The organism is Porphyrobacter sp. SLTP (assembly GCF_009905735.1).
Taxonomy (GTDB): domain Bacteria; phylum Pseudomonadota; class Alphaproteobacteria; order Sphingomonadales; family Sphingomonadaceae; genus Erythrobacter.
Window position 1 is genome coordinate 46753 of record NZ_JAAALE010000006.1, and the last position, 22344, is coordinate 69096.

Sequence of the window (22344 nt, forward strand, 5' to 3'; positions counted from 1 at the left end):
GCCCCATAACTCTTGCCTGTGCCTCTGCACGGAGGCCCCGAGGACCGGCCCAATTATATCTACATATCGAAGAAGGCGCACCCGGAGGACGATAGGGTGCTGCTCACGAGAGCTCTATCCAGAAACAAGTTTCGAGATTCGCAGCTGGTTTCTGGTATGAGAAGACAACTATGACAGGCCGCTCCGTGGACGGCACGATCATCGGAATGGTTTTCCGGGCTGTTTTCAGAACAAATTGGATCGCTTGAGCAAATTCTAAGCTTGTCCAGCGTTCGCAAAACGATCTCCGCAAGCCGCGGGGTAATCGCGAGCAATCCTCCCAGTGTGCCCTGAGCTCCAGCAGTAGCTGTGTATAGCAGAAGGCCGTAATGGTTCACCCCGTTTTGACCGGGCAGCGCGTAGATCCGTTCCTTCAACGCTGTTGTTGGGTAGCCGCATTCCAAGGCCATTTCGCTCATCAGTGAATGGCTGAAGGCGTGGAGCATGAAATAGGCGGTGCCAGGATAGTCCGGAAGCTTGGGGCGGCTTTGGAAGCGTCGCTCGGCCCATTTATCGAAGCCTTTGCGCAGTGTTTCCTCCCGAGCCTGAACGCCCGGGCTGGCAAGCCATTGCGCTACCCGACCAGCGTCAAACGTGAGGAAGATTCCTTCGCCAAACTGCTCGATTGCAGGCAGCCAGGAGAGTTCGCTTGCCAGCGAAGCCCCGTCGACCGAGATATTGATTTCTTCTATGTCGCCATCGATCGCTGTCGGTGCCGCCTCAAAGCGGGTGAAGCCGTAGAGACAGGATACCTCTCGTAACCGATGGACCTTGACCACGGATGAGATCCCAGAGAGGCGGATTTCATTCCCGCCCCACTCATGGCGATCGAGAGTTTCTGCGTGGAGCTTTGCATCGCTCCGATTTTCTCCGATCACCTTACGGCCCGAAGACAGCATTTCGAATTCCGCGTACTTGGGCTTCTTGTCGAGGCTTTGGAGTACGTTCTTCTCGTGGCGCTCGATTGCATAGAATAGTTGATCGTCCGCGATGCCTTTGAAGGTTTCGGCGATCAGATCATCGAACATTCGAAGAGCTGCTATCAGCTCTCGGCTCGTCACTTTGCGGAGCTTGTCCCAATGCTCCTGAACCTGGCGGGTCAGCTCATCTTCGGCCGCCGGGAGGGAGATAACCGTCAAGACCTGCGGGAAATAGGCGTTCGTCGCGCTGCGCGTTAAAAAGCGCAAGGTCTCAGTACATCCGCCCTCAGCGTCGCGATCGAGCCACGGTTGCTTCCCGCGGCAACGGCCGAAGCGACCAGAAACTTGCGCGTTTTCGAGGGAAATGCTGCGACCGCAGCCACAAACAATTCGGATGTTTCTCGGGTCGCCTGTCGTACCCTTTTCTTCAAGCCAGAGAGGCTCGGCGCACTTTTCTCCGACGTGAATTTGCCAGGGCCAATCGATATCCTGAATGTGGCCCTTCTTGCATGCAGCAACGAAGCGGATCGGGGTTACATCGATCTTTTTACCCTTGTCGGACATGAACTTGTTCCGACCACTGGACGGATCGAGGTGCTCCCAATGCACCAGACGCCGTCTTCGCCCGCCTAGAATTTGCTCATCCTCGTTTACGATGAACCAGCAAGGGAATATGGTCGCGGCAATTCCCGGCGGTTCCCGTCCCGGAAGCTTTGGATCTACTGGGGGGGACCGCAGCGAAAGCTTGGTTCCTGGCGCGATTGGTCCGCCTTCTTGGCTCAATCGCTCTTCCAGCAATTGCACCGCGCGAGGTTCACTGATCGAGTTCCAGCTACCCTTGGTGCTCATATCCCACCGATCGAGGCCGCCGATGATAACGGAACGGGACGGCAAGTCGACCATAGCACCAGGGCCGTAGGTTGTGATGACCTGAGAGAGGCGAAGCTCGGATTTTGCAGAGGATTGGCTCATAGGTTCAAATCTCCTGCGTTACCGATCGGCCGCCCGTCAGGCCCCTTTGGCTTCAATCGCACAGCCGGCTCGACGTCACGCATGCTCCATCCTGCCGTGAACTTGTGATACTCTTGGCTTAGTTCACTGAGTTCTTTCGCCAAGGGGGGGTGGAGCAGCCCGCTTGCGTCTCGTTTGTCGTAAGAGAAGGAGCCACCTGCGATGGTCTGCTGTTCGACCAGCGTTTCCCAATCGGCGAACAATTCCCTGACCTTTTGACGAAGTGCGGATGCCCCACCAACGACTGCATCACCGGAACGCTCGCAAAGGTAATCAGCTATCCGTGTCTGCAGGTCCGCGTTGTCAGCGATCTCACGGGCTGCAAATGATGGCGTCAAGTTCGGTTGCAAATGCCTGGCTAAGGCTACGACGATCGCCGCGAGTGCGCGATCCATGGCGCGCGCGGACCAAGGTGTAACGCTTGTGGCTTCTACCGCTCGATAGAAGCTCTCGTGGAAATGGGTGAATTGTTCGAAGTGCATCCGATCACGGGGCTTATGCAGATTCAACACCGCAAGAACGAGGCCTGGGCGCTTCGGGTCTCGGCCGACCCGGCTCGTAGCCTGGATGTATTCGGCCGCCGTCTTCGGTTGGCCTTGCATAAGCATTAACCCCAAGCGGGTGATATCCAGGCCTACCGAAATCATGTTGGTGGCCAGAGCAACATCGACATGTTGCGAAGAGTCGGAAAAGGGCCTCTCGAGGCGCTTTTTCGCTTCAGCAACTTCATCAGTTGAGACCCGAGAGGTCAGCTCTAGCGGTTCGCCAATGCTCCGATTTGAGAAGGGCTGGGCATTAGGCAAGATGCGGCGGCGCTGATCCCCGTAATTGGACAAACCAGCTCTGACTTCGTCCTCGACAATCCGTCGAGCGCCACCAAGCTCACGGAGCGCGTTAAAATAGCACAGCGCTGACATGTAAGGGTCAGCTGCATCACCGGCCTCATCATCCAAGGAGGCTGCTGCCGCTAAGACGGACATCAGTGTTCTGAGATAGACCAGTTTCGGACCGCGCCCGCCTGCGGCAACGCCCGTATACCATCGCGCAGGGGATCGAGCCTCGGCAACGGTTTCAGCAAAAAAGCTATCCGTCCGAGAGAGCCCAGGTGGTGGGAAAATCTCTGTTTTTGGCCGATCGAAGAGGGCCTTAATCTGCTCGCTGGCTCGGCGAACGGTTGCGGTCGATGCCACAATCTTTGGGCGAACAAGTTTCCCCGCACACTCGCGCGATGCCAAACGGTCGATAGCCGCCTCGTACAGACCAGCCACGGTGCCAAGCGGGCCCGAAATCAAATGCAATTCGTCCTGAATGATCAGGTCTGGTGGGTCGAGAGAGAAGCCGTTGTCCAGCGGTCGCCCGCCTCTAGGCTCGGCGGCGCCATAGAACCCATTCACATCGTAACGATCAACGTGGCCGAAGAAGGCGCCCGCCTCACCTCTCCATGGGAGCGATGCAAACTTATCGACTGTCGCAATGATGAAGGAAGGAAGGCGCCGGTAAATGGACTCATCGACGATCACCAGCGGCAGGGCCCGATCACCAGTGAATGCGCATGCGACATTTGTGCAGCGCACCTCGAGATTTTTCGGCTGATCGCTGTTTGGAACGCAGTGGAAGCTGTCTGGAGAAAACCCGGTTCCGCACCACGGGCACTGCTTGATGGGGGCAGGGGCGCGCTTGTCTCTACCCATCTTGTATGCGCGGACACGTTTCACGGCGGTGCCGTCGCCACTATTGCCTTTGCCGCCAAGAGCATTGGGCGAGGCATCAGATCCGACCCAAAGACCGATTTCGATGGGCCATTCCCCCAAGAGCTGCCGCCGGTTGTCCGTATAATCTGGACCAGTCCGGAGTAGCTCGAGGGCGCAGACCAGCCCTGCAGCGCGTCCAAGCTGATCCAGGGTAAGCAGACGCAAAGTGTAGCGCATGATGACGCTAACCCCAGCACCAAGCAAACCGGGCCCGGTTAGGCGGCGATATGCAATGGAAAATGCCGCGAGCCCCAGGTAGGCCTCTGTCTTGCCGCCACCCGTAGGGAAGAAGAGCAGATCCACGATCTCGCGGTCTTCGTGCTGCTTTTGAGCGAGTCCGGCAAGGTTCAAGAGAACAAAGGCGAGCTGGAAAGGGCGCCATGCTGGTGCGCCGGTTGCCTCAGGCGCTACTCCCTGTGCGACAGCATTCCGCTGACGGGCGGCCATCTCCATCGCGCGGTTCATGATCTCGAAGGCGCGACGAACTCTGTCATCACTGCCTAGAAGCCGAATTCCTTCCGCAATACGGCTTGCCGCCGATTCCTGTGCCTTGATCAGGCCGTCTGCTACTTCAACCCGGCGAGCCGCCACGGCAATTTCAGGGTCTTTTGATTTCAATCCGGTCTGTGTGGATGTCCACCTTGAATAGGCAGCGACCAGCGGCTGCAACCGTTCTGTCAGCTCCGATGCTCCAAGCGCAGCTAACTTCGCGAGTTCATGCATGCTGAACTCGACGCCATCGACCTTAGTCGGCTCAACCCGCTCTACCGCTGCTCTCGGCATGGCAGTCGTCCGCACCGTTCGGACGACACCATCTTCATCCTTGTCGAAACAGACCGCTGCATTCCGCCCGACCGCATAAGCGGCAACATCGCGGTAATGAAGGTCAGCAAGGCGGTCATCTGGATCGCTCGCTTTGTATCGCGACAAATCATGTTGCGGACAGAAGCCCGCCTCACAGTACAGCGAAAGCTCCACCTGGAACGCAAAGGTGAGATCGCCATATCGCCGCGTCACCCAACGACGTTTGTTGGTAGCGAACACGCTGATGACGTTCTGCTCGACGTCCTTGCCACCCGGAGGAGTGATCGTCATTCGCCGGCTCTGGATCGATATCTCCAATGCACCCCCGCCCGGCACACCCAAGGGCGAACTATCCGGGACAATGTGACGTTGGAACTCGCCTGAGGGCGGCACCGGAATTGGCATCCGGACTCTTCGCGGCCGTCTAACCCACTCGATGTTGGGCTGGGATGTGTCGTTGCCCTCCAGAACCGCCGCCGGCAATGGGGGCTCTGCCAAATAATCGCCCCAGTTCAGCTCGATCTCGATGTTAGGGACCTCGACCGGCAAAATTGCGGTCATGCCGACCGACGAAGGAAGAAAGCGCTTCTGCGTGTTCGGTGGTTCGGGGGTCTCGTCGTCGCCTGCTGCACCGCCGGCACCGTTGCCCGCCGGCTCCAGCGCTAGATTGTCCTGCCCCTCAATCGGGTCGACTTCGATCTCTTCACTCTCATCCGAAGGCGCGATGAAGCCGGTTAGATACCAGCGAGAAGGATTGTCGCGCAGGCGTTCCTCGGCAAGATCGCCGTCATTGTAGCCGTCTGGCGCGTGGGCTGCTGGTCCCACGAGGTCACGACGCAGGCGGTGAAAGAGTTCCGTCCGAACTTCTATGCTGTTCATCGCTTGAGCCCTTCCATCGCATATTCGGCAAGGACTCGATCAAGCCAAGCCTTTGTATGGTTCTCGCGCAGGGGAGAGCGTGTTTTAGCCATACCTGCGTCGGCAAGAAGTGCCTCAAGCGAAATCATTCGGTCACGTCGGCCATTCTTGACCCCAAACTTCAGAGAGGCCCGGTCGGGGCCGCAGAGACGCCAGTCGCCCCCACGTTCCAGCAAATGCGCCCAGAGCGCGAATTCTCCGTCGTCGAGATCTATGTCGAGCTCCATCAGCATTAGCTTGAGTCTCGCCTTCTGCGCCGAGGTGACCGGATGAGTCGCTTTCAGCGACGCGCGTAGCGCAGTCTGGTCAATCCGCTCCTCAGGATCTCGGCGTTGGAACCCTGTGTGGGTCTCAGCTTGAACAGCCTCGACCGTTTCGACGGCATAACCGCCAGTCAACGCCTTCCATGCCGTGACCCGGTGCGCTTCAATAATGGTGTTGGTATCCACGAGAACGGAGCCGTTGAAGCGCGACATGCACAGACCCTCTCAGCGCACGGTGTCGGGCACGGCGACCCCGTGAGCTACCATCAGGTCGCCTATGCCATCGATCGTCGTGTCGAGCAGCTTCGCAGTTCGCCTCACGGAGATGAAGCCGCCATCGATTGCTTCAGCAATCACTGACATGAAGGTCTTGGAGTAAAGCGGAGGGACAATCGGCTGCACAGGATCAACTGCACCGTTGTTCCGAAGATCAACTGACGGAATGTCCTTTGCAGTTTTCTGGGCCAGCAACCCCGTATGGGCGAGCCGCCAGCGAAGTGCCTCGGCGCTCACGCCCAAGGCGGTGGCGCGAGCATTAATCGCATCAGGCAGTGCTGGGCCCACCAAGGTTCGCCAGTCGACATCGATCAGCAACCACCGCGGCATAAGCAGCGCTGACGCAAAGCGATCTGCGAGCTTCTCAACGTGGCCCCTTCCATCCAGACCTTCGCTGCGTTCAGGAGGCATCTTGTCCCAGGTCATCAGGTGGAAAAGCTCGTGCGCCAAATCGAAATGGCGGCGGCCCTTTACCTCCCGGCGATTGATCAGCACTGCGCCGAGCTCTGGCAATGAGCAGGCAGCGCCTGAGATGCCGTCGGCTGATTCGACCATGAGGACGAGAATGCCGAGCTGCCCCTCCATGACCTCTGCCAAACGAGCCGAAGGCACATCACCGAGGTCGAACTCACGGGCAAAACGCTCGCCAGCTTCGGCAGCGTCGGCATAGCTCGAAAACTTGTCGAGCGGCAGCTGAGGGCGGATCAAAGGGATGACATTGCCTGTCCTCCGCGAAAGCTCGCGGTAGGCAGCAATCCAGCGTCCGGAGAGGCGCTCATAGCTATCAAGTCTAGCGGCAGGCACGTCCGCCCCGCGCCGCCAGCTGAACCTGCCTTCGCCTTCAAGCCGCAAAGCATCCGTGAAAAAGTCGAGATCAACGCCCAGCTTCTCGACAAGAGTGAGCAGTTCATCGGGTTTCACCTTGCGCTCGCCATTCTCGATCGCGGAGATGGTCTGCCGGTCTTTGAAGCCCAGAATTTCGGCGATGTCGTCCTGCTTCAGGTCGCGCTGATCGCGGAGCGCCTTAAGGCGCTTACCTATGAGTGCGGTGGACATGTGGGGACTCCTTGGACACGCTCAATAATCTTGCAAATCGAAAAATGCAAGATTTCATTGCAGCGTTGGATTCAGGCTTACGTTCTCGAGATAAGCATCAAGCCGCTCGTTCCCGCGCCTGGCTCCCAGCACCATCCGGCCTTCCTCGATCTTGTTAAATGGTATGGCCGGGATCAGGACGTCTGTATTGCCGCGCAACCACGATGATGAGGGCAGCGACGGCGCAGGTCGTTGATCCAGTTTCAGGAGAAAGATGAAGCCGCCGACGGAGAACCGCACGAAGTTCAAGCCTTCGTACCGTTCCGGCGATGGCGCGCGGTAGAAAATGGGCTCCTCATCACCGGTGTGGAGCTTCATCAGAAATGCATCGATCGCAGGCGACGACTGCGCGGCTCCGAAAAGCAAGTCTTTGAGCTTTTCACCGTACGGACCAAGCTGGATCCGGCCATAGTGCGGCTTTGTCAGGGTGTACTTCCAGACGATCCCTACCGCGAAACGTAGCAGTCGATCACCGCTTACACCTTCAACATAGAAGGCACGATCGATGATGTGCGGAACAGCCCTGCGGATAGCAGCAAGTGTTTGTAGGGCATAATTCTCATCCTGGCCGAGGCGATTATCGCACGGAGCGCAGAGGATCGCATCGTCGTAACGGCCGTTCTGGCTGGGCTGGAATGACGAGATATCCCGATTGGTCAGTGCATGTCCTTTATCGTCCCCGCGCACCTCGCGGATGAAGCCTTGAGGAATGAGGTGCGCTTTGATTGTGGCGGGTGATCCGCAATTCCTGCAGGCCACGATTAGCCAGCCTTCTCGGCCGCTGCGCGTTCCTCGTTGAGTTTGAGGAGGCGGGCGAGGAGTTCGTCGCGGAAGGGGGAGGGCCAGAACAGGCGGTTCTGGTATTTGTGATCGTCCTCGTCGTCCCCGGTGAGGAAGCGGGGAGCGTCTTCGCCTTGCTCGATGCCGTTCGCCCGATCGCCGGGATGGGCGCGGGCGGCGAGATCGTCCCAGCCATAGGCGCGCAGCACGGCGTCATCCATCATGGCATGGAGGCGGCGCAGTTCGACGATGTCTGCAGCTTTTTCATGCGGATCGTGGAAGCGGTTGTAGGTCTTGGTCATGCCCTTGTTTGAGGCAATCATCATGGCTGCTCGGTGGCTATGGTAGGCAACAGCGGCTACCTCTAATTCAGGCTCTTGATCGTATCGGTGAGGCAGCGGGAAGGTCTCGAAACAATCGGAAGGGGTGTATACGGGATCGTCCTTCATGGTGGGACCGAAGGTTCTGCACCACAACTCATGGACTCGCGAATGCAACGCGGCAAAGAGCCCCATCGCCTCAGAGCAAAAGACGATGGTTTTGTGTGAAAACACTATGTTGGACGGCATGATAGTAAAACAAGTATACTTGGCCGTTTGCCCACAAACAATTGCAGTTTCGATATTGCCAAGGCGCGTAAAGAGAGATGTTTGCCTCTCGGCGAACAGCCACCACCGTTCCCTGAGGGCCGACCGCTTTTGCTTGTCCCTTAGAGGTTTAACAAGCTTTTCGACTACTTCGATAAGCTCTGGCCATTTTTCTCTTACCTCGCCTAATTCTCTTCCTTCAAAGTCTATGCAATACCGGGAAGGCTTATGTTGAGGCTCTGAGTTGATCTCATCACTTCCGATGAAAGGCTTCAGCACAAGGCTGGATAACGGATTCCGAGAAAGGATAGCCGACATCTCGTCATGAGGAATAGACTCACCTTTTTCAGCTGCGGCATTGTCAATGGCCAGACCCTTGCCGAGTAGGTAAGCTCCTACATACGCTATACCAGCGTTCTCAGTTAAAGTCGCTGGCGACTGATCTGTCGATCCTTCATTCAGGAACGCGGAAATTCTATCCACATGGCGACCGTCAATCTGTTTTATAGGAACGCCAACGCCACCTTTAGAAATATGCAAAATCGATACGACTACAGCAGCTTCACCTGGCCATCGAAGGCGTCGCGTTACAGAGAAGAGTTCTCCTCCTGCTTTCACAATTGGCAGGATAGAGCCTTCCCTAGTTGCGCCCTGGCCAATTGTATTGGTTGCGACGAAGCCAATGGCTCCCGAATTACGGAGCAACCCATAGCCGCGAAGGAAGAAATGGCCGACAAGATCGACGTTTTGATTCGCTACGGGATGGAGGCTGGATAGCCAGTCCTTGAATGTGTCTCCGTAAGTTGTTGAAATTCGCTTGCCGCCCAAAAAAGGTGGATTGCCGACAATCGCATCGAACCCTGGATTTTCACGCGAGAAGACTTCTGGATATTCGATCTGCCAATGGAAGGGGCGGATGGAATGTTCGCCGGCTTCAAGCGAAAGGGCGATGTTCTTCAATCCATCCCACCAATTCGAGGCGCCTGCCATTGCGGTGACATAGCGTACCTCGTCAAACCGCTTCCTCGGCTTGTCGTGCTTGAAGAAGGCCGCGACAATTGCATTACCAATGAGCCGGACCTGTTCTGCATCCTTCTCTGCAATAGCGTGCCGAGACTCCTGCATGGCCAACGCAACATCATCGGGTGCATTGCGGATCGCATCACGGTGGGCCGCGAGTTTCTCGACCCGATCGCTGACGGTCTGGCCAATCAACGAGTTCCTGATAGGAGCATTGTCCCAACTGCCGCCACTCAACTGCTGTTTGTTCAGCCCGACAAGGCTGTCCCCGCTCTTCAGAGCGTGATCGAGGAAGCTGAATTCATGATCGCGCGCCAACGTCGCCAGCCAGAGCGACAGCTTGGCTAGATCTGTCGCCATCGGGTTGCGGTCGACGCCGTAGATGCAACGTTGCGCCACCAGGCGGCGAGCGTGAAGGTCGTCATCCTCGTCCGCCGGGATGAGCGGCTTGAGCGCCTTGTGCGCTTCCCATGCCTGAACCAGTCGCGTGCCGATCTGGCGCGTCGCTTCGACGAGGAAGGCACCCGATCCGCAGGCTGGATCGCAGACCTTGAGCGAAAGCACCTCGTCGGGCGTCGTATCTGCGCCCAACCGGGCGAAGGCCGGTTCCAACGCCTGCCGCACAATCGGTTCGGTCAAGCTGCGCGGTGTATAGTGGCTGCCCGTCCGGCGGCGTTCGTCGGTCGGTTGCAGGATAGGCGTTCCAGCGGACACCGCATGGCCTCGGGGTGAGCCACGCTCGTCGGCGATCTGGGCCAGTGCCGCTTCGATCGCGGCGACGGTGTCAGCGTCCTTGAGGTCGCGCTTGACCCCAGCGGGCAACTGGCCGCGCCCGGTCGTTTCCTTGATGGTCTTTTCCCGTTCCTTGGCTGCGGCGGCCAGCAGAGTCTCGCAATCGACATAGACCGGGGTCTTGTTGTTCTTGCCCGCCTTGATCGCGATGCTGCGCCCCTGCGCGAGCTGGGCGGTGAAGCCCATCACCGTTTCATAGACCGAGCCGATTTGCTCCACGTCGAGCGTGCGGTAGGACAGCCGCTCACCGTTCACGATCATCAGTGACTGCAGAATGCGGTGAATGCAGCCATCGGAGACATGCGGCACGCGATCGGGCTCGTCTGCCGATTGCTTGCCCATCAGGAACGGGAACACCGCCTCGTCAAAAAGCTTGCCCCCGCGTGCCTGCATGAAGCCAGACGGATGGCCCCGATCAATCAGGCGGAACAGGGCGAGGAGCTGGCCCCAGGCGCCGCGCCGCTCGTCCATCGTATCGGGATTGAGTGCGGCATCATTTTCGAGCCGGGCAAATAGTCCGCGGACGGAATAGCCCTGTTCGTAAAGCTCCAGCCCGCCGTCACTGCGGCGAGACGGCATCAGATCACGGTCTTCGGCATAAAGCACGAAAACCAGACGCATCAGAACTGTGAGCAGCCCTTCATAGAGATGGTGAGGCTTGCCCGAGGCGAATTCGCGCACGAGATCGCCCTCTGCCGCGTCAAACCCGCGAAGCAGCTCATAAAGCGCGGCGAGGACCTGTCCGGCGAGCTTGGTCGATACCTCGGCCTGTCGCTCGCGGCTCGCCTGCAAAAGCGCGGGGAGCCGGGCATTCTCCGGCGCATTGAATAGGGTGAAGCTGCCGAGCAGCAGCTTGAGCCCGCCCAGCATGGGACGGCCCGCGACACTGGCAAGCGAGCGCAGCGGCCAGCTGATCCAGCCTGAAGTTTCCCCGCGCGGCGCGGTGATCAGGCGCAGTTCGGTCTGTTCCAGTTCGCCGCGCACGAAGTTGGTAATGAGAATGCCTGCGCCGACGCCCGTCTCGCGCAGCAGCCTTTCGAACCGCTGGTGCGGGGTGGCTTCCCATCCTGAGAGGGCACCGCGCTTGTCAGGCTCGATGTCGTGGTCCTCAACCCGGACAAGCAGTTGCCAGCCTTCGCCGCGCGGGCCCTTGAGGGCATATGTCGGTTGAAGCAGGGTTTCATGATCGGCCAGGCTGAAGCAAAGCTCTACCGGAATGGGATCGGTGCCGGGGAGGCCGGCGACCATGGCTTCTGGCCACTTCAGAACGTCGCGAAGCAGCGCCCATACATCAGGAAGAAGCGGGCCACCGGTTTCATCGAGAACCTCGGCAAACTGCGCGGTATCGACAGCGTCCTGAGGCTGCGGAACCAGCGACAGTTCGTCCAGCACGAGGGTCGAGACGACAAGGCCGGTCGGCTGCACATGGCCGAGCCACTCGTGTTCGGGCTTCAGTTGTTGTGCCACGACTTAGCCTTCCTCGCCTGCCCAGAGGTAGACCATACCGAGCGGCTCGATCCTGGCCGCACGAATGTCGAAGCTGTTCCGCAGCCGCTCCGGCTCGGTCTCGAGGTCGTGGGTGAGGCGTTCGAGCTTTTTCTCCCAGCTCTTGCGATCGGCATCGCGCTGGCGGGTCTGCTGTTCATCGAAATCAAGGGTAAGCTGGCGATCATCTTTTTTCTGTTCGGACCGAATGCGGTCAATCTGGCTCTTGAGGAGGGAACGAAGGGCAGAAGCCTCTTCCTTACCGCGCTGCGTCAACTCCTTTTCGACTTCAGTTCTGCGCGATTGTGCGTGGGCCTCTAGAGCGACGCGAAGATCCAAAACGTCTTCGTGAATGCCAGGAGTGAAACGGGCGATGGCGCGCTCGGGAACGGCGTCGATCCCATGTAGAGCAGCCTCCAACTCGGCAATCACCGAGGCGCCGGCTTCGTCCGAGGCTGCAAGTGGTTGCAACGCGGTCCGCCCTTCGCTGCCAATCCAATCCGCGGCGATCGGGATAATTTCCTCGTGAAGGCGGGTCGCATTGGGACCGTACAAGGCCAATCGTCCTAGCAGGACGGCACGATCCCCCGTCCCGGCAGAGCGAATGACGCAAGCGCGATTGAGGCCGGACTGAAACCCCGTGGTCAGAAAGCGGGAAAGCAGGCGGCGCACCAACCTATGCTCGACATGGACCTGCACGACCCCCGGGGCATCGCGCCCCTGTTCGTCGATGGCTGGGGAGAAGCTGATCCGGCGAACTTGGGCATCTTCCGAAGTCCGCCATTGACCGGGTCGCTCTCCCGGCTTTTGCCGCCGCTCGCGCAGCTCATCGAAGACGGGTTGCCAGCTTTGGTCCTGCGTGAATGTAGGGAGATCGGGTGAAAGCGCAAAGGTTCGAGTGCCTTGGACAGACTTTGCCGTCGCAGCCCCCATATCGGCACCGGCCCTCGACAGGGCTAGGCCGAAAACGGCTTCCAGTTCATGGGAATCTACACCAACACGCTTTCGCGCGGCCTCGAGTGACGACTTCAGATCGTCCAGCTCGTCCTTTATCCGGGCCAACCGCTGGTTGGGCTGGTCGCCCAAGGCCTGAACTGCGGCGTTGACCTTCTCGTCAGCCTCTTCGCTCGCAATCGCAGCGGCAAGGGTTTTCGCATCCGAGCGGAGGATGCCTCGATCGGCCATCCGCCGGGCAACACGGTTTTCGATCACCTGTCCTGCTGAACCCAACTGACGCTGGATGAGATCTGTCTTTCTGACTAGTGCTTCGAGAACAATATCCTCCGGGCGCTGCTCATACACGAAGTAGCGGCAGAACACTTGAGGTGCAGGTTGAAGCTTACGGTCGATGCGGCCGTTTCGCTGCTCCAACCGCGATGGGTTCCAAGGTAAATCGAAATGGACGAGGTCATGGCATTGCTGCTGCAAGTTGATGCCTTCGCGGGCAGCGTCTGTGCAGATCAGGATGCGCAAAAACGAATCTGCGTCGTTGAAGGCACGCTTAATTGCTTCTCGACGCTCGGACGATGTGATGCCGGTGAAGGTCGCGATCCGACTGTCGTGATCGGGCGTACCCATAATGATCCGGCGCAGCTGGCGCTCGATGTAGATCCTAGTCGCTTCGTACTCGGTGAAGATGATCAGACGGCGCTCGCCCCACTGACCATCTGCCACCATATTTCCATTGATCCAATCTTCCAGCCACTCGATGCGTGCGTCTGCGCTAGTCGCGGCCTTTTCCGAAACTGCGATCATGGCATCGACCGCCGCGAGCTCGCCATCGAGCTGACCACGTGATGCCTCAGCAGTACCCAGTGCTGCAGCGGCATCAGCGCCCTGATCTTCTTCGTCGCTGAGAAGTCGGAGGGCCGCGTCTTCGTCCATGCCGCTGGACAGGTCGACTTCCCCGAGCTGAGCGTGGACAAAGGCTGCTGCTGCGGCGAGCGGTATGTGATCCGAACCCTGCTCCAAGACCTTTTGTAGGCTCTTGCGATGGACTTGGAGAGTTTTTGCAAAGGCAGGAATTGACGACAGGAGGCGCTGCTGCAAGCCGACAAAGGAAAGCCGCGCCTGTGCGGCTTTGCCTGCACGCAGCGCGCCAATCCGTCGCTCACGTAACGCGCCATAGTCGGACAGCATCTTGGCAAGAACTAGCTCAGGCTGATCTTCGCGGAGACCTCCGAGGGCGACGCGTTCGACTATGCGTTCAGGAAAAGCCTCGCCCAAGGCGCGTAAATCAGCCTTCAGCCTCCTGACCATGACCGGCTTCAGCTCGTCTTCTCGCACATCCATACCACGTGTGAACCGCTGTGGATCGAGGATCTCAAGTAGTGTCGCGAAGCTGTTCGCATGCCCATTATGTGGGGTGGCGGACAGGAAGAGCCGGTGCTCAAATCGATCTGCAATATCGCGCACGGCCTTGGTGAACTGGCTTTCGATCGCATAACGACCGCCACCAGCAGGCGCACAATGGTGGGCCTCATCGAGAATCAGCAAAGATCGAGCCTGAAAAGAGCCCAAAATCTCGCGCAGTCCCGACGTGTATGCTTCGTCACCCAAGAGCTTGTGTGAAAGGATAAACCGCGATCCTGCCGCCCAAGGGTTGACTCCAAAGCCTCGTTTGCGGCGCAATTCGGCCAAAAGATCGCGGTCGATGATTTCGAAAGAGAGGCCGAACTTAGCGGCAAGCTCGTCTTGCCATTGTATCGTCATCGAAGGCGGGGCTAACACTACGATGAAATCTATCCGCTTCCGCAGCAGCATTTCACGCACCACCAAGCCTGCCTCAATCGTTTTACCGAGGCCGACGTCATCCGCGATCAACAGATTCACACGCGGAAGTTGGAGCGCCTTCTTAAGTGGGGCGAGCTGGTATGCGTCCATCCGGATGCCTGCCCGAAATGGGGCTTGGAAAAGCTCACGATCAGAAGCGGTCGAGCTATTCCAGCGGATAGTGCGAAGGTAGGCCGCGAACAATTTGGCGTCGTCGGTGCCGCTATCACCGATTAGGTCCCACAGCTCATCATCTCGAGAGCGAGCGGCAATCTCGGTGTCCCAGATAATCGATGCGATTTCGCCTTGAGCGTCATCATCGACGCAACTCAGACGCAGCGAGGGAAAGGACGGGTCATCGCGCAGTTGTTCTTCGACTAACCATAGCCGACCGCGCAAATCGACAAACTCACCCGCCTTTGGCAATGCCTTCATTCATCCTGCCCCATCCGATTTCCCGGCCTCTAGCGTTTGCATGGAGGCAATACCACGAAACTCTTGTCTTACCTTGCAAAACAGCACGCTGTATGGGCCTCAGCGAGCCTGATATTCGCCATTCAACAGGCCAGTGCCATAAAGCGTTGAGAACCGGCGTTAGGTCTAGCCTTGATTGCGCTGGTCGCCCGTTGAGATGAGGCTTGGTCGCATTTCAGGGGTTAGCAGCCCTATCACCGCGTCGGATCGTCCGATACACCGTTGGCCGCGAGACCTTAAACAGTTTGCCGAGGTCGCTGATCGAATATTCGCCCGTCGCGTGCATCTTGAGCAGCTCGCGCTGCTGGAGGTCGGAGAGTTTGGGCGGCTTGCCGCGGAGTTTCCCCTTGTCTCGGGCGATCTTCATGCCCTCGCGGGTGCGCAGGCGGATGAGGTCGCTCTCGAATTCGGCGAAGGTCGCGAGGATGTTGAAGAACATCCGGCCCATGGGATCATTGGGGTCGTAAACCTGCTTGCCCAGCGCGAGGCTGACGCCGCGTTTCTCCAGTTCATCTGCGATCGCCCGCGCGTCCGGCACCGACCGGGCGAGGCGATCAAGCTTCGGCACCACCAGAGTTTCGCCGGCCCGGACCGCGGCCAGTGCCTGGGCGAGGCCGGGGCGGTCGCGGTTGCGGCCGGTGAGGCCGCGGTCTGTGTAGATGCGGTCCTCGGGTACGCCGAGTTCGATCAGCGCCTGGCGCTGGACGGTGAGGTCCTGCTTGTCGGTGGAGCAGCGGGCATACCCGATGATAGTGACTGTCATTTCGTCCGATTAAGGCCCCTGTTTGAGAAATCAAAGCGTACCATCTTAATGAGAATTGCGGCAAGGACCTTTTCAGACGGGAATGGGGGTCTCTGGCGCTTTCGAGTTTCCCGGGGTCAATGTGTCCGGTGAGCGATCCTTTTCGGGCAAACATCGCAATTGTCCGTCGACCGGAAGGCAACAATGTTGGAAATTGCTCCCGTCCTCTAAAGTCGAAAATCGCCCAATCGGGCACGGCCCTCCAACCTTCGAGCGAGCGCCTCGACAAACCCTTCATACCGCTCCTTGCCCTGCGCTTGCGCTGCGGCAAGGCCGCTATCCGGCAGCGGCGGATTGGCGGTAAGCCAGAACCGTACGAACAATGCCAATGCCTCGGTGGTGATCTCGGTTTGCTGATCGAGCTGTCCAAGCCGCCGGTCGATGCGGTCAAGGCGGCGACTGAGCGCCGCTTCGAGCTGCTCAGGGTTGTCTGGCGACATGAATGACCTGAGAGCGGCCTCCACGACATCGGGCTGACCGACACGCCTGCGGATCGCGAACTCGGCAAGCTGGTCGATCACATCGGGTGGCAGTCGGAAAGTGCGCTTCAGCTTCACAGTTCGATCCCGTCGCCGAGGTCGAGCGAGGCCTGCCGTGCGCCGCGCTCCATCGTGCGCCGGATCCGCTCGTTGTTCGCGGCTGATTGGTCAGCGTCTGCGCTGTCAGCTTCGGCAAAGTCGAATTCCGCTACAGGAGACTTGGGCCGCGCAACCACTTCGACATGTTCGGGCAGGTCAGGCTCGCGCCGCAAGCCGCCATTGGCGGGATCGATCCTACGGCTACCGTCTTCGGATGATTTGGGGTCTGGCTCAATCGGGGGCAGAGCGCTCCAGTCGTCGGTGGCGCGCGCATCCGCAGGCTGGCCGCAGTTCTCGGGGGCGGGCAACACTCGAGACTGCAACCGTCGGTCGGCATAATAGCGTGCCTTCTTGGCCTTGATCGGCGGCGACCCTGACAAGAGCACAACCTCGTCGGTCTGTGGCAGTTGAAGAATCTCGCCCGGCGTAAGGAGTGCGCGCGCCGTTTCAGAGCGTGAGATCATCAGGTGGCCAAGCCAGGGTGAGAGCCTGTGCCCGGCATAATTTTTCATCGATCGCTGTTCGGTGGTTGTGCCCAGCGCTTCGGAGACCCGCTTGGCTGTGCGCTCGTCGTTGGTCGCGAACGCAACGCGAACATGGCAATTGTCGAGGATGGCGTTGTTCTGTCCATAGGCGCGCTCAATCTGGTTCAGGGACTGCGCAATCAGAAAGGCCTTGAGGCCGTAGCCCGCCATGAAGGCAAGGGCGCTTTCGAAAAAATCGAGCCGGCCGAGGGCAGGGAACTCATCCAGCATTAGCAGCACACGCTGGCGCTTGGTCGCAGGATCGAATTCTTCGGTAAGGCGGCGGCCAATCTGGTTGAGGATCAGGCGGATCAGCGGCTTGGTGCGGCTGATGTCGGACGGCGGCACGACCAGATAGAGCGACGTAGGACGCCCGCTGACGAGATCGGCGATCCGCCAATCCGAATGGCTGGTGACCTTGGCGATGACCGGATCGCGATAGAGGCCGAGAAAGGACATTGCGGTCGACAGCACGCCCGATCTCTCGTTGTCAGACTTGTTGAGCAGCTCGCGCGCCGCGCTGGCAACGACCGGGTGCGGGCCCGCTTCACCGAGATGCAGGGTGTCCATCATCGCATAAAGCGTGTTCTCAATGGTCTCGTCGGGGTTGGAGAGGAAAGCCGCGACGCCAGCGAGCGATTTGTCAGCGCCGGCGTAAAGCACATGAAGGATTGCGCCGACGAGCAGCGCGTGACTGGTCTTTTCCCAGTGGTTGCGCTTTTCGAGACTGCCTTCGGGGTCGACCAGAATATCTGCAATGTTCTGCACGTCGCGCACCTCATTGAGGCCGCGGCGCACTTCAAGCAGCGGGTTGTAAGCGGACGATTCAAGACTGGTTGGATCGAAACACAGCGTACGGCTGAACGTGCTGCGAAAACCGGCAGTGACATCCCAGTTCTCGCCCTTGATGTCGTGGACAATCGCCGAGCCCGGCCAGGTCAGCAGGGTCGGGATTACCAGGCCGACGCCTTTGCCCGAGCGTGTCGGAGCAAAGCACAGAACATGTTCAGCCCCGTCGTGGCGAAGATAGTTGTTCTGGAACTGTCCGAGCACTACCCCGGTGTCGGCCAATAATCCCGCTTTGCGGATGTCATCGCGTGTCGCCCACCGAGCAGTGCCATAGGTGTTGGCGTTGCGGTTCTCGCGGCCGCGCCAGACGGACATCGCGATGGCGACCACAATTGCCGCGAACCCGCCCGAGGTGGCGATCATCCCCCCGGTATCGAAAATCTTTGGAGCGTATGCGTCGAACGAGAACCACCACCAGAACAGGTCATAGGGGCGGTAGACCGGATGGCCGAACAAGTGGAACCAAGGCACGCCGAGCTCTGGCTGGAAACCGAGCGCCGAGGCCGTCCATTGGGTTGCCGACCAGACGCTTGCAACAATGATGATCAGTACCGCGAGGATCTGACCCCACAGGATTTTGGCAGCCGACATGGCGCAACTCCGCTTCGTTCACGCCTAGGTCGGTGAGCTTTGGAGAAGTTGGCAAGGGGGGAGTTGGGGCTTGCAGCCTTTGGCGTAGAAACGGACAGGCTGGCGCAGATCGCTAGATCGGCTCCCACGTATATACCGGCGTGCCTGACCAAGTCAGCCGAACCATCGCACCCTGCACCACCGACTGCACCACGTTTGGCCAGAGCGCAGCGATGCAGGTGCCGCCGGCGTGGCGTACCGAAGGATAAATGATGCCATTGTGGCCCTCGACGCGTGCCTGTGCGGCGAGAACATTGCCAGCGGCATATCCAGTTGCGGGGTCGGCATCGAGCGCCGGATGACCCGCTGCCTCGCGCAGGTCGACGAACACGCCGGCCATACTCGCCAGCATTTCGCCATATTCGACAACCGCGTTGAAATCGCCTGCGTCAGCGAGTGCCTTGGTCAGGTGATGCCCGACTTCGGCAATACAGGTTTCAACCGCGAGGGCGGCATACCATGCACCGCGGTCTGCAGGGTTGAAGCGCATCGGCTCACGCGGTTTGGCATAAGCGAAGCTGGCATTGATGAAGCGGGCATGGGGGACTCCGTGAACCAGTTCTTCGGGGCTGAGCGCGCCAAGCCCGCGTTCCTCCGCAACCAACCGCCCGCTGGTCGCGCCTTCGATCTCGGCGAGCAGCGCCAACTCGTCGGGATCGTCGGCCAGCGGCGCGAGCACAGCTTCGCGCAGCCGCGCGCTGGCCACAAGCCTGATGGTGCGGGGGAATGCCTCACGCACCAGTGGCAGCGCGGAATCCGGTTCAGAGCCCGCCACGCAGCGCGTCGATATACTGCCGGGTCTCAAGCATCCGGGGAATGCCGCCTTCGATCATCGCTTCGACCGGCGACTTCGCGCCGAACACCGGCGCACGGTTGGGCAGGCGCGGCCAGCGGTCGGCCATCGCGTCGGCAAACAGCAGATGCAGCCCCTTGAACACACCGATCAGGGCGGAGGCACGGGTCAGCTGATCCTGGCTCAAGGTGCCGTCCCATTTGCCGGCCTTGATCCGGTCCCACGTGCTCTCGGATACGCCGAGCAACGCGGCGCCTTCGGCATTGCTGCCACCCCAGGCATCGACGAGCCGCAACACTGCCTTGACCGCCGCGCCGGTCAGACGCTTGCGGTCGCCGTCGCTCGAAAAGGTCTGCAGGCCTGCTGCTGCCGGGGCCGCTTGATGGGTGATTGCTGCGCTTGCCATGGTCGTTTCTCCTGACGCGAATATACGCATCACATGGTGCGTTTGTCAAGATTGGGCTGATACCGGTCAGCTTGACACATCATATCTCGATCGACCTGCTTCGGCCCAGTGTCCATTCGATGCCACCACCAGACCGCGGCTGGCCGCTCACATATTGCCCGAGATGCCGGTCGAGCTGCTTTGACCAAGGGACAAGCGAAAACCCAAGGCCATCGTCGATCATCGCAAACCGGCCCGAAGCGAGCTGGATGCGCTGGCGATAAACGCCAGACACCTCACCGGATGATCGGCTTTGGCGATGCGGCAGGCCGTGCTCACGCGAAAGTGCGGCACCAGCGTCGGCAAGGTCGCGCTCGCGCAATGTGCCAAGCAGATTGCGGGACAGGGCGAAGCGGTCACCGCGCCGCTGGGCAAGACCTTCGCTTTCCAGATAATCGAGCCGGCGCGTTTTCGCTGCTTCGATTTCGCTGCCAAAGCCTGGACCGAGCGGCAGCGGCTCGGATGCAATCAATTGCTTGTCGAGCCAGGTGGCTCCGCGGCTGCGCTCCTGGGTAGGAAGATCGCAATCGGAATGGGTCAGGAGCGAGGATTGTTCGCGATCGCGCCGGTCAGTCCAGGAGCGGAGCTCGACGATTGCACCCGAGGCAGCATCACCGGTCATGTCGATGTCGGAGAATTTGCAATGATGGACCCGGCCATCGGCGCCGTCGACCACGGCATAGGCCTCTCCCGTCAGTTCATTGTGCAGGCCGCGCTCGACCAAACGCCCGATGACAGGTTCGCCTGCCGCCCCATCATGCATCGCGAAGCGGCCGGACTCGGCGGCGAGACCTTGCCCCGTCATGGCCCGGTGCATCGTCTTGATGATATCGCGGCGGGTGCCAAGGTCGCGCAGCGTCTGCTCCAGCCCGGGCTTTAACCGCCAGCAGCCAGATGCAATCTTGTCCGCCAGTCCCATGCGTTCGAGTTTCGTGGCGCGGCCGATGAGATGCTGGTTGGCCGGATTGGCGATCCGCTGCGGATCCGGACGCAGGTCGACCACGCCGTCCAGCTTGTTGCCGATCGCGCGCAGCCGACGATCGAGGCTGGTCCATCTGTCGGCATCGACCTCGCGCGCCAGCGCTCCGTCGATCTCCCGCTCAGTACGCGGGCCTAGCTCGAGGGATACCCGCTGCTCGGCACGAGCGCGCATGCCTTCGCGGATATAGTCCTTGTCGATCACCAGATCGTCGCCGGCATCGGCCTTGCCTCTCATCAGGATATGGATGTGAGGATTGTCGGTGTTCCAGTGATCGATCGCCACCCAGTCGAGCCGGGTGCCGAGATCCTTTTCCATGTCGGTCAGCAGTTCGCGGGTGAAGGTCCGGACATCGGCAAGTTCGGCAGCATCTTCAGGCGCGACAATGAAGCGGAAGTGATGCCGATCATCGGCGCAGCGTTCGGCAAAAGCATCGCCGTCGATAGGGCCATCGCCGTTGCCGAACAGCTCGGCATCCTTTCCGTCCCGGGTGACTCCGTCACGCTTGAGATAGGTCAGGTGCCGGGCGAGCGGCGCCGCGGCAAAGCGGTTTCCTTGATGCCGCACGATCCGCGCCTTGACGATCACGCGCCGCTGACTGGCGCGCGAGGTTGCGCGCAGGCTGGCGATCCGCCCCCGCGCGAGGCGACCCGTCCCGCGCCGAGATCCGGAAGCACTCGCCCTGCCGCCACGGCCAGACCGGTTGGCAAGAGCGCGCAACTGCGCCTTCAGAGTGCGCTCCTTGCTCTGGCCGGGGCCGCGATTGCGGATGCGGCCGGGCCGGATTTCGAAATCATCGTCGCTCACGGCTGAACGGCCAAGCAAATGACGGCTGGCTCGCTGGGCGGCGGAAATGCGAGGATTTCTCTAAATAGAGCCAGCCGGGTGATGTAGCAGCTGGCTCTGAAACCTGAGCAATTCTGCGGCCCCACACCCCAGCGGCTGGCTCCGCTTTTATCTTGCCATCCTCTTGACCCATCCTTTCCTGTCACTCCGCTTCCGCACAATTTTGCGCCAGGCCACGCCATAACGTGCCAGATGGGTAGGGGGCCCTTCACTGGTCGCGGTTCCCCGAGACAGGGACGAACAGGCCGCCGTGCGGACGCAGCGAAGCAGACGGCGCAGCCGCTGTTTCTTCGCCGATGTCTGCGCTGGGCGCTGCCTCAGTTGCGGAAGTTCGCGCCGCGAACAGCCCGCTTTGCGTCCACGCAATGCGCACTTGCTGCACAGGCGACATGCTGGCGACGACATTTGCTGTGCTGTCCGATTGCAGGATAGGTGCGATCTTTGCGACATAAGCGCGGGTCTCGGCAGGAAGCGGGCGGCCGCGATCGCGCCACTCCTGATAGCGCCCGGGGCCCGCATTATAGGCGGCGAGCATGCCGTAGGCGCCGTAACTGTCGTACATTTCGCGAAGATAGCTGGTGCCTGCCAAGATGTTGTCGCGCGGGTCGAACGGGTCGCTGCCGAGACGGAAACGGGCGCGCTGGCGCGCCCACGTTCCGGGCATGAGCTGCATCAGTCCCATCGCTCCGGCCGACGATACCGCGCCGATGCGGCCGGCGCTCTCGGCCCGCATGACCGCATAGATCCATTGCTCCGGGATGCCGAAACGCAGCGATGCCTCAGCAACGTGCGCTGCAACGTCGATGGTGCGCGGCGCTGTCGGGTCGGCAGCGTCCTGCCCAAAGCCAGGTGCGGCACCGAACAAAGCGAGCGCAGCCAAGGCAGCGGAGCCCAAGCGGCGGAGCTGCATG

14 protein-coding genes are annotated in these 22344 nt (G+C 60.0%); all 14 read right to left on the reverse strand.

Annotated elements, in window-relative coordinates; all coding sequences use genetic code 11:
* Window positions 1–59 precede the first annotated feature (59 nt).
* The 14 genes from drmB to GVM20_RS06715 all read right to left on the reverse strand — a co-directional run bounded on the left by drmB (window position 60) and on the right by GVM20_RS06715 (window position 22343).
* Window positions 60–1931, reverse strand: coding sequence for an MrfA Zn-binding domain-containing protein (drmB, locus tag GVM20_RS06650; RefSeq protein ID WP_166546513.1), 1872 nt, complete (start codon window positions 1929–1931; stop codon window positions 60–62).
* A complete protein-coding gene (gene drmA, locus GVM20_RS06655) occupies window positions 1928–5404 on the reverse strand; it encodes a DISARM system helicase DrmA (RefSeq protein WP_166546514.1) in 3477 nt (1158 codons plus the stop codon). The genes drmB and drmA overlap by 4 nt, the downstream gene beginning before the upstream one ends.
* Window positions 5401–5919: a hypothetical protein gene (locus GVM20_RS06660; RefSeq protein ID WP_166546515.1), complete on the reverse strand. Its 519-nt coding sequence runs from the start codon at window positions 5917–5919 to the stop codon at window positions 5401–5403. Before GVM20_RS06660 ends, drmA begins: the two co-directional genes overlap by 4 nt.
* Before the next feature lie 12 nt (window positions 5920–5931).
* Window positions 5932–7038 carry an XRE family transcriptional regulator gene (locus GVM20_RS06665; protein ID WP_166546516.1) on the reverse strand — a complete coding sequence of 369 codons (1107 nt, stop codon included), beginning with the start codon at window positions 7036–7038 and terminating at the stop codon, window positions 5932–5934.
* Window positions 7039–7092: 54 nt separating this feature from the next.
* Complete coding sequence (locus GVM20_RS06670; RefSeq protein ID WP_166546517.1) at window positions 7093–7836, reverse strand: hypothetical protein; 744 nt, start codon at window positions 7834–7836, stop codon at window positions 7093–7095.
* 2 nt (window positions 7837–7838) lie between these two features.
* On the reverse strand, window positions 7839–11723 hold the full coding sequence (locus tag GVM20_RS06675) for an Eco57I restriction-modification methylase domain-containing protein (RefSeq protein WP_353653120.1): 3885 nt from the start codon (window positions 11721–11723) through the stop codon (window positions 7839–7841).
* A gap of 3 nt (window positions 11724–11726) precedes the next feature.
* A complete protein-coding gene (gene drmD / locus GVM20_RS06680) occupies window positions 11727–14948 on the reverse strand; it encodes a DISARM system SNF2-like helicase DrmD (RefSeq protein ID WP_166546518.1) in 3222 nt (1073 codons plus the stop codon).
* A 214-nt stretch (window positions 14949–15162) separates the two neighbouring features.
* Window positions 15163–15750, reverse strand: coding sequence for a recombinase family protein (locus GVM20_RS06685; protein WP_166546519.1), 588 nt, complete (start codon window positions 15748–15750; stop codon window positions 15163–15165).
* Between the two features lie 206 nt (window positions 15751–15956).
* On the reverse strand, window positions 15957–16346 hold the full coding sequence (locus tag GVM20_RS06690; protein WP_166546520.1) for a CopG family transcriptional regulator: 390 nt from the start codon (window positions 16344–16346) through the stop codon (window positions 15957–15959).
* Window positions 16343–18331: a conjugal transfer protein TraG gene (locus GVM20_RS06695; RefSeq protein ID WP_166546521.1), complete on the reverse strand. Its 1989-nt coding sequence runs from the start codon at window positions 18329–18331 to the stop codon at window positions 16343–16345. The genes GVM20_RS06690 and GVM20_RS06695 overlap by 4 nt, the downstream gene beginning before the upstream one ends.
* Before the next feature lie 112 nt (window positions 18332–18443).
* Window positions 18444–19145: an RES family NAD+ phosphorylase gene (locus GVM20_RS06700; RefSeq protein WP_166546522.1), complete on the reverse strand. Its 702-nt coding sequence runs from the start codon at window positions 19143–19145 to the stop codon at window positions 18444–18446.
* Window positions 19132–19569, reverse strand: a complete 438-nt coding sequence (locus GVM20_RS06705) for an antitoxin Xre-like helix-turn-helix domain-containing protein (RefSeq protein WP_199799499.1) — start codon at window positions 19567–19569, stop codon at window positions 19132–19134. The genes GVM20_RS06700 and GVM20_RS06705 overlap by 14 nt, the downstream gene beginning before the upstream one ends.
* Before the next feature lie 79 nt (window positions 19570–19648).
* Window positions 19649–21394: a relaxase/mobilization nuclease domain-containing protein gene (locus GVM20_RS06710; protein WP_166546523.1), complete on the reverse strand. Its 1746-nt coding sequence runs from the start codon at window positions 21392–21394 to the stop codon at window positions 19649–19651.
* A gap of 247 nt (window positions 21395–21641) precedes the next feature.
* On the reverse strand, window positions 21642–22343 hold the full coding sequence (locus GVM20_RS06715) for a lytic transglycosylase domain-containing protein (RefSeq protein ID WP_166546524.1): 702 nt from the start codon (window positions 22341–22343) through the stop codon (window positions 21642–21644).
* Window position 22344: the final 1 nt, after the last annotated feature.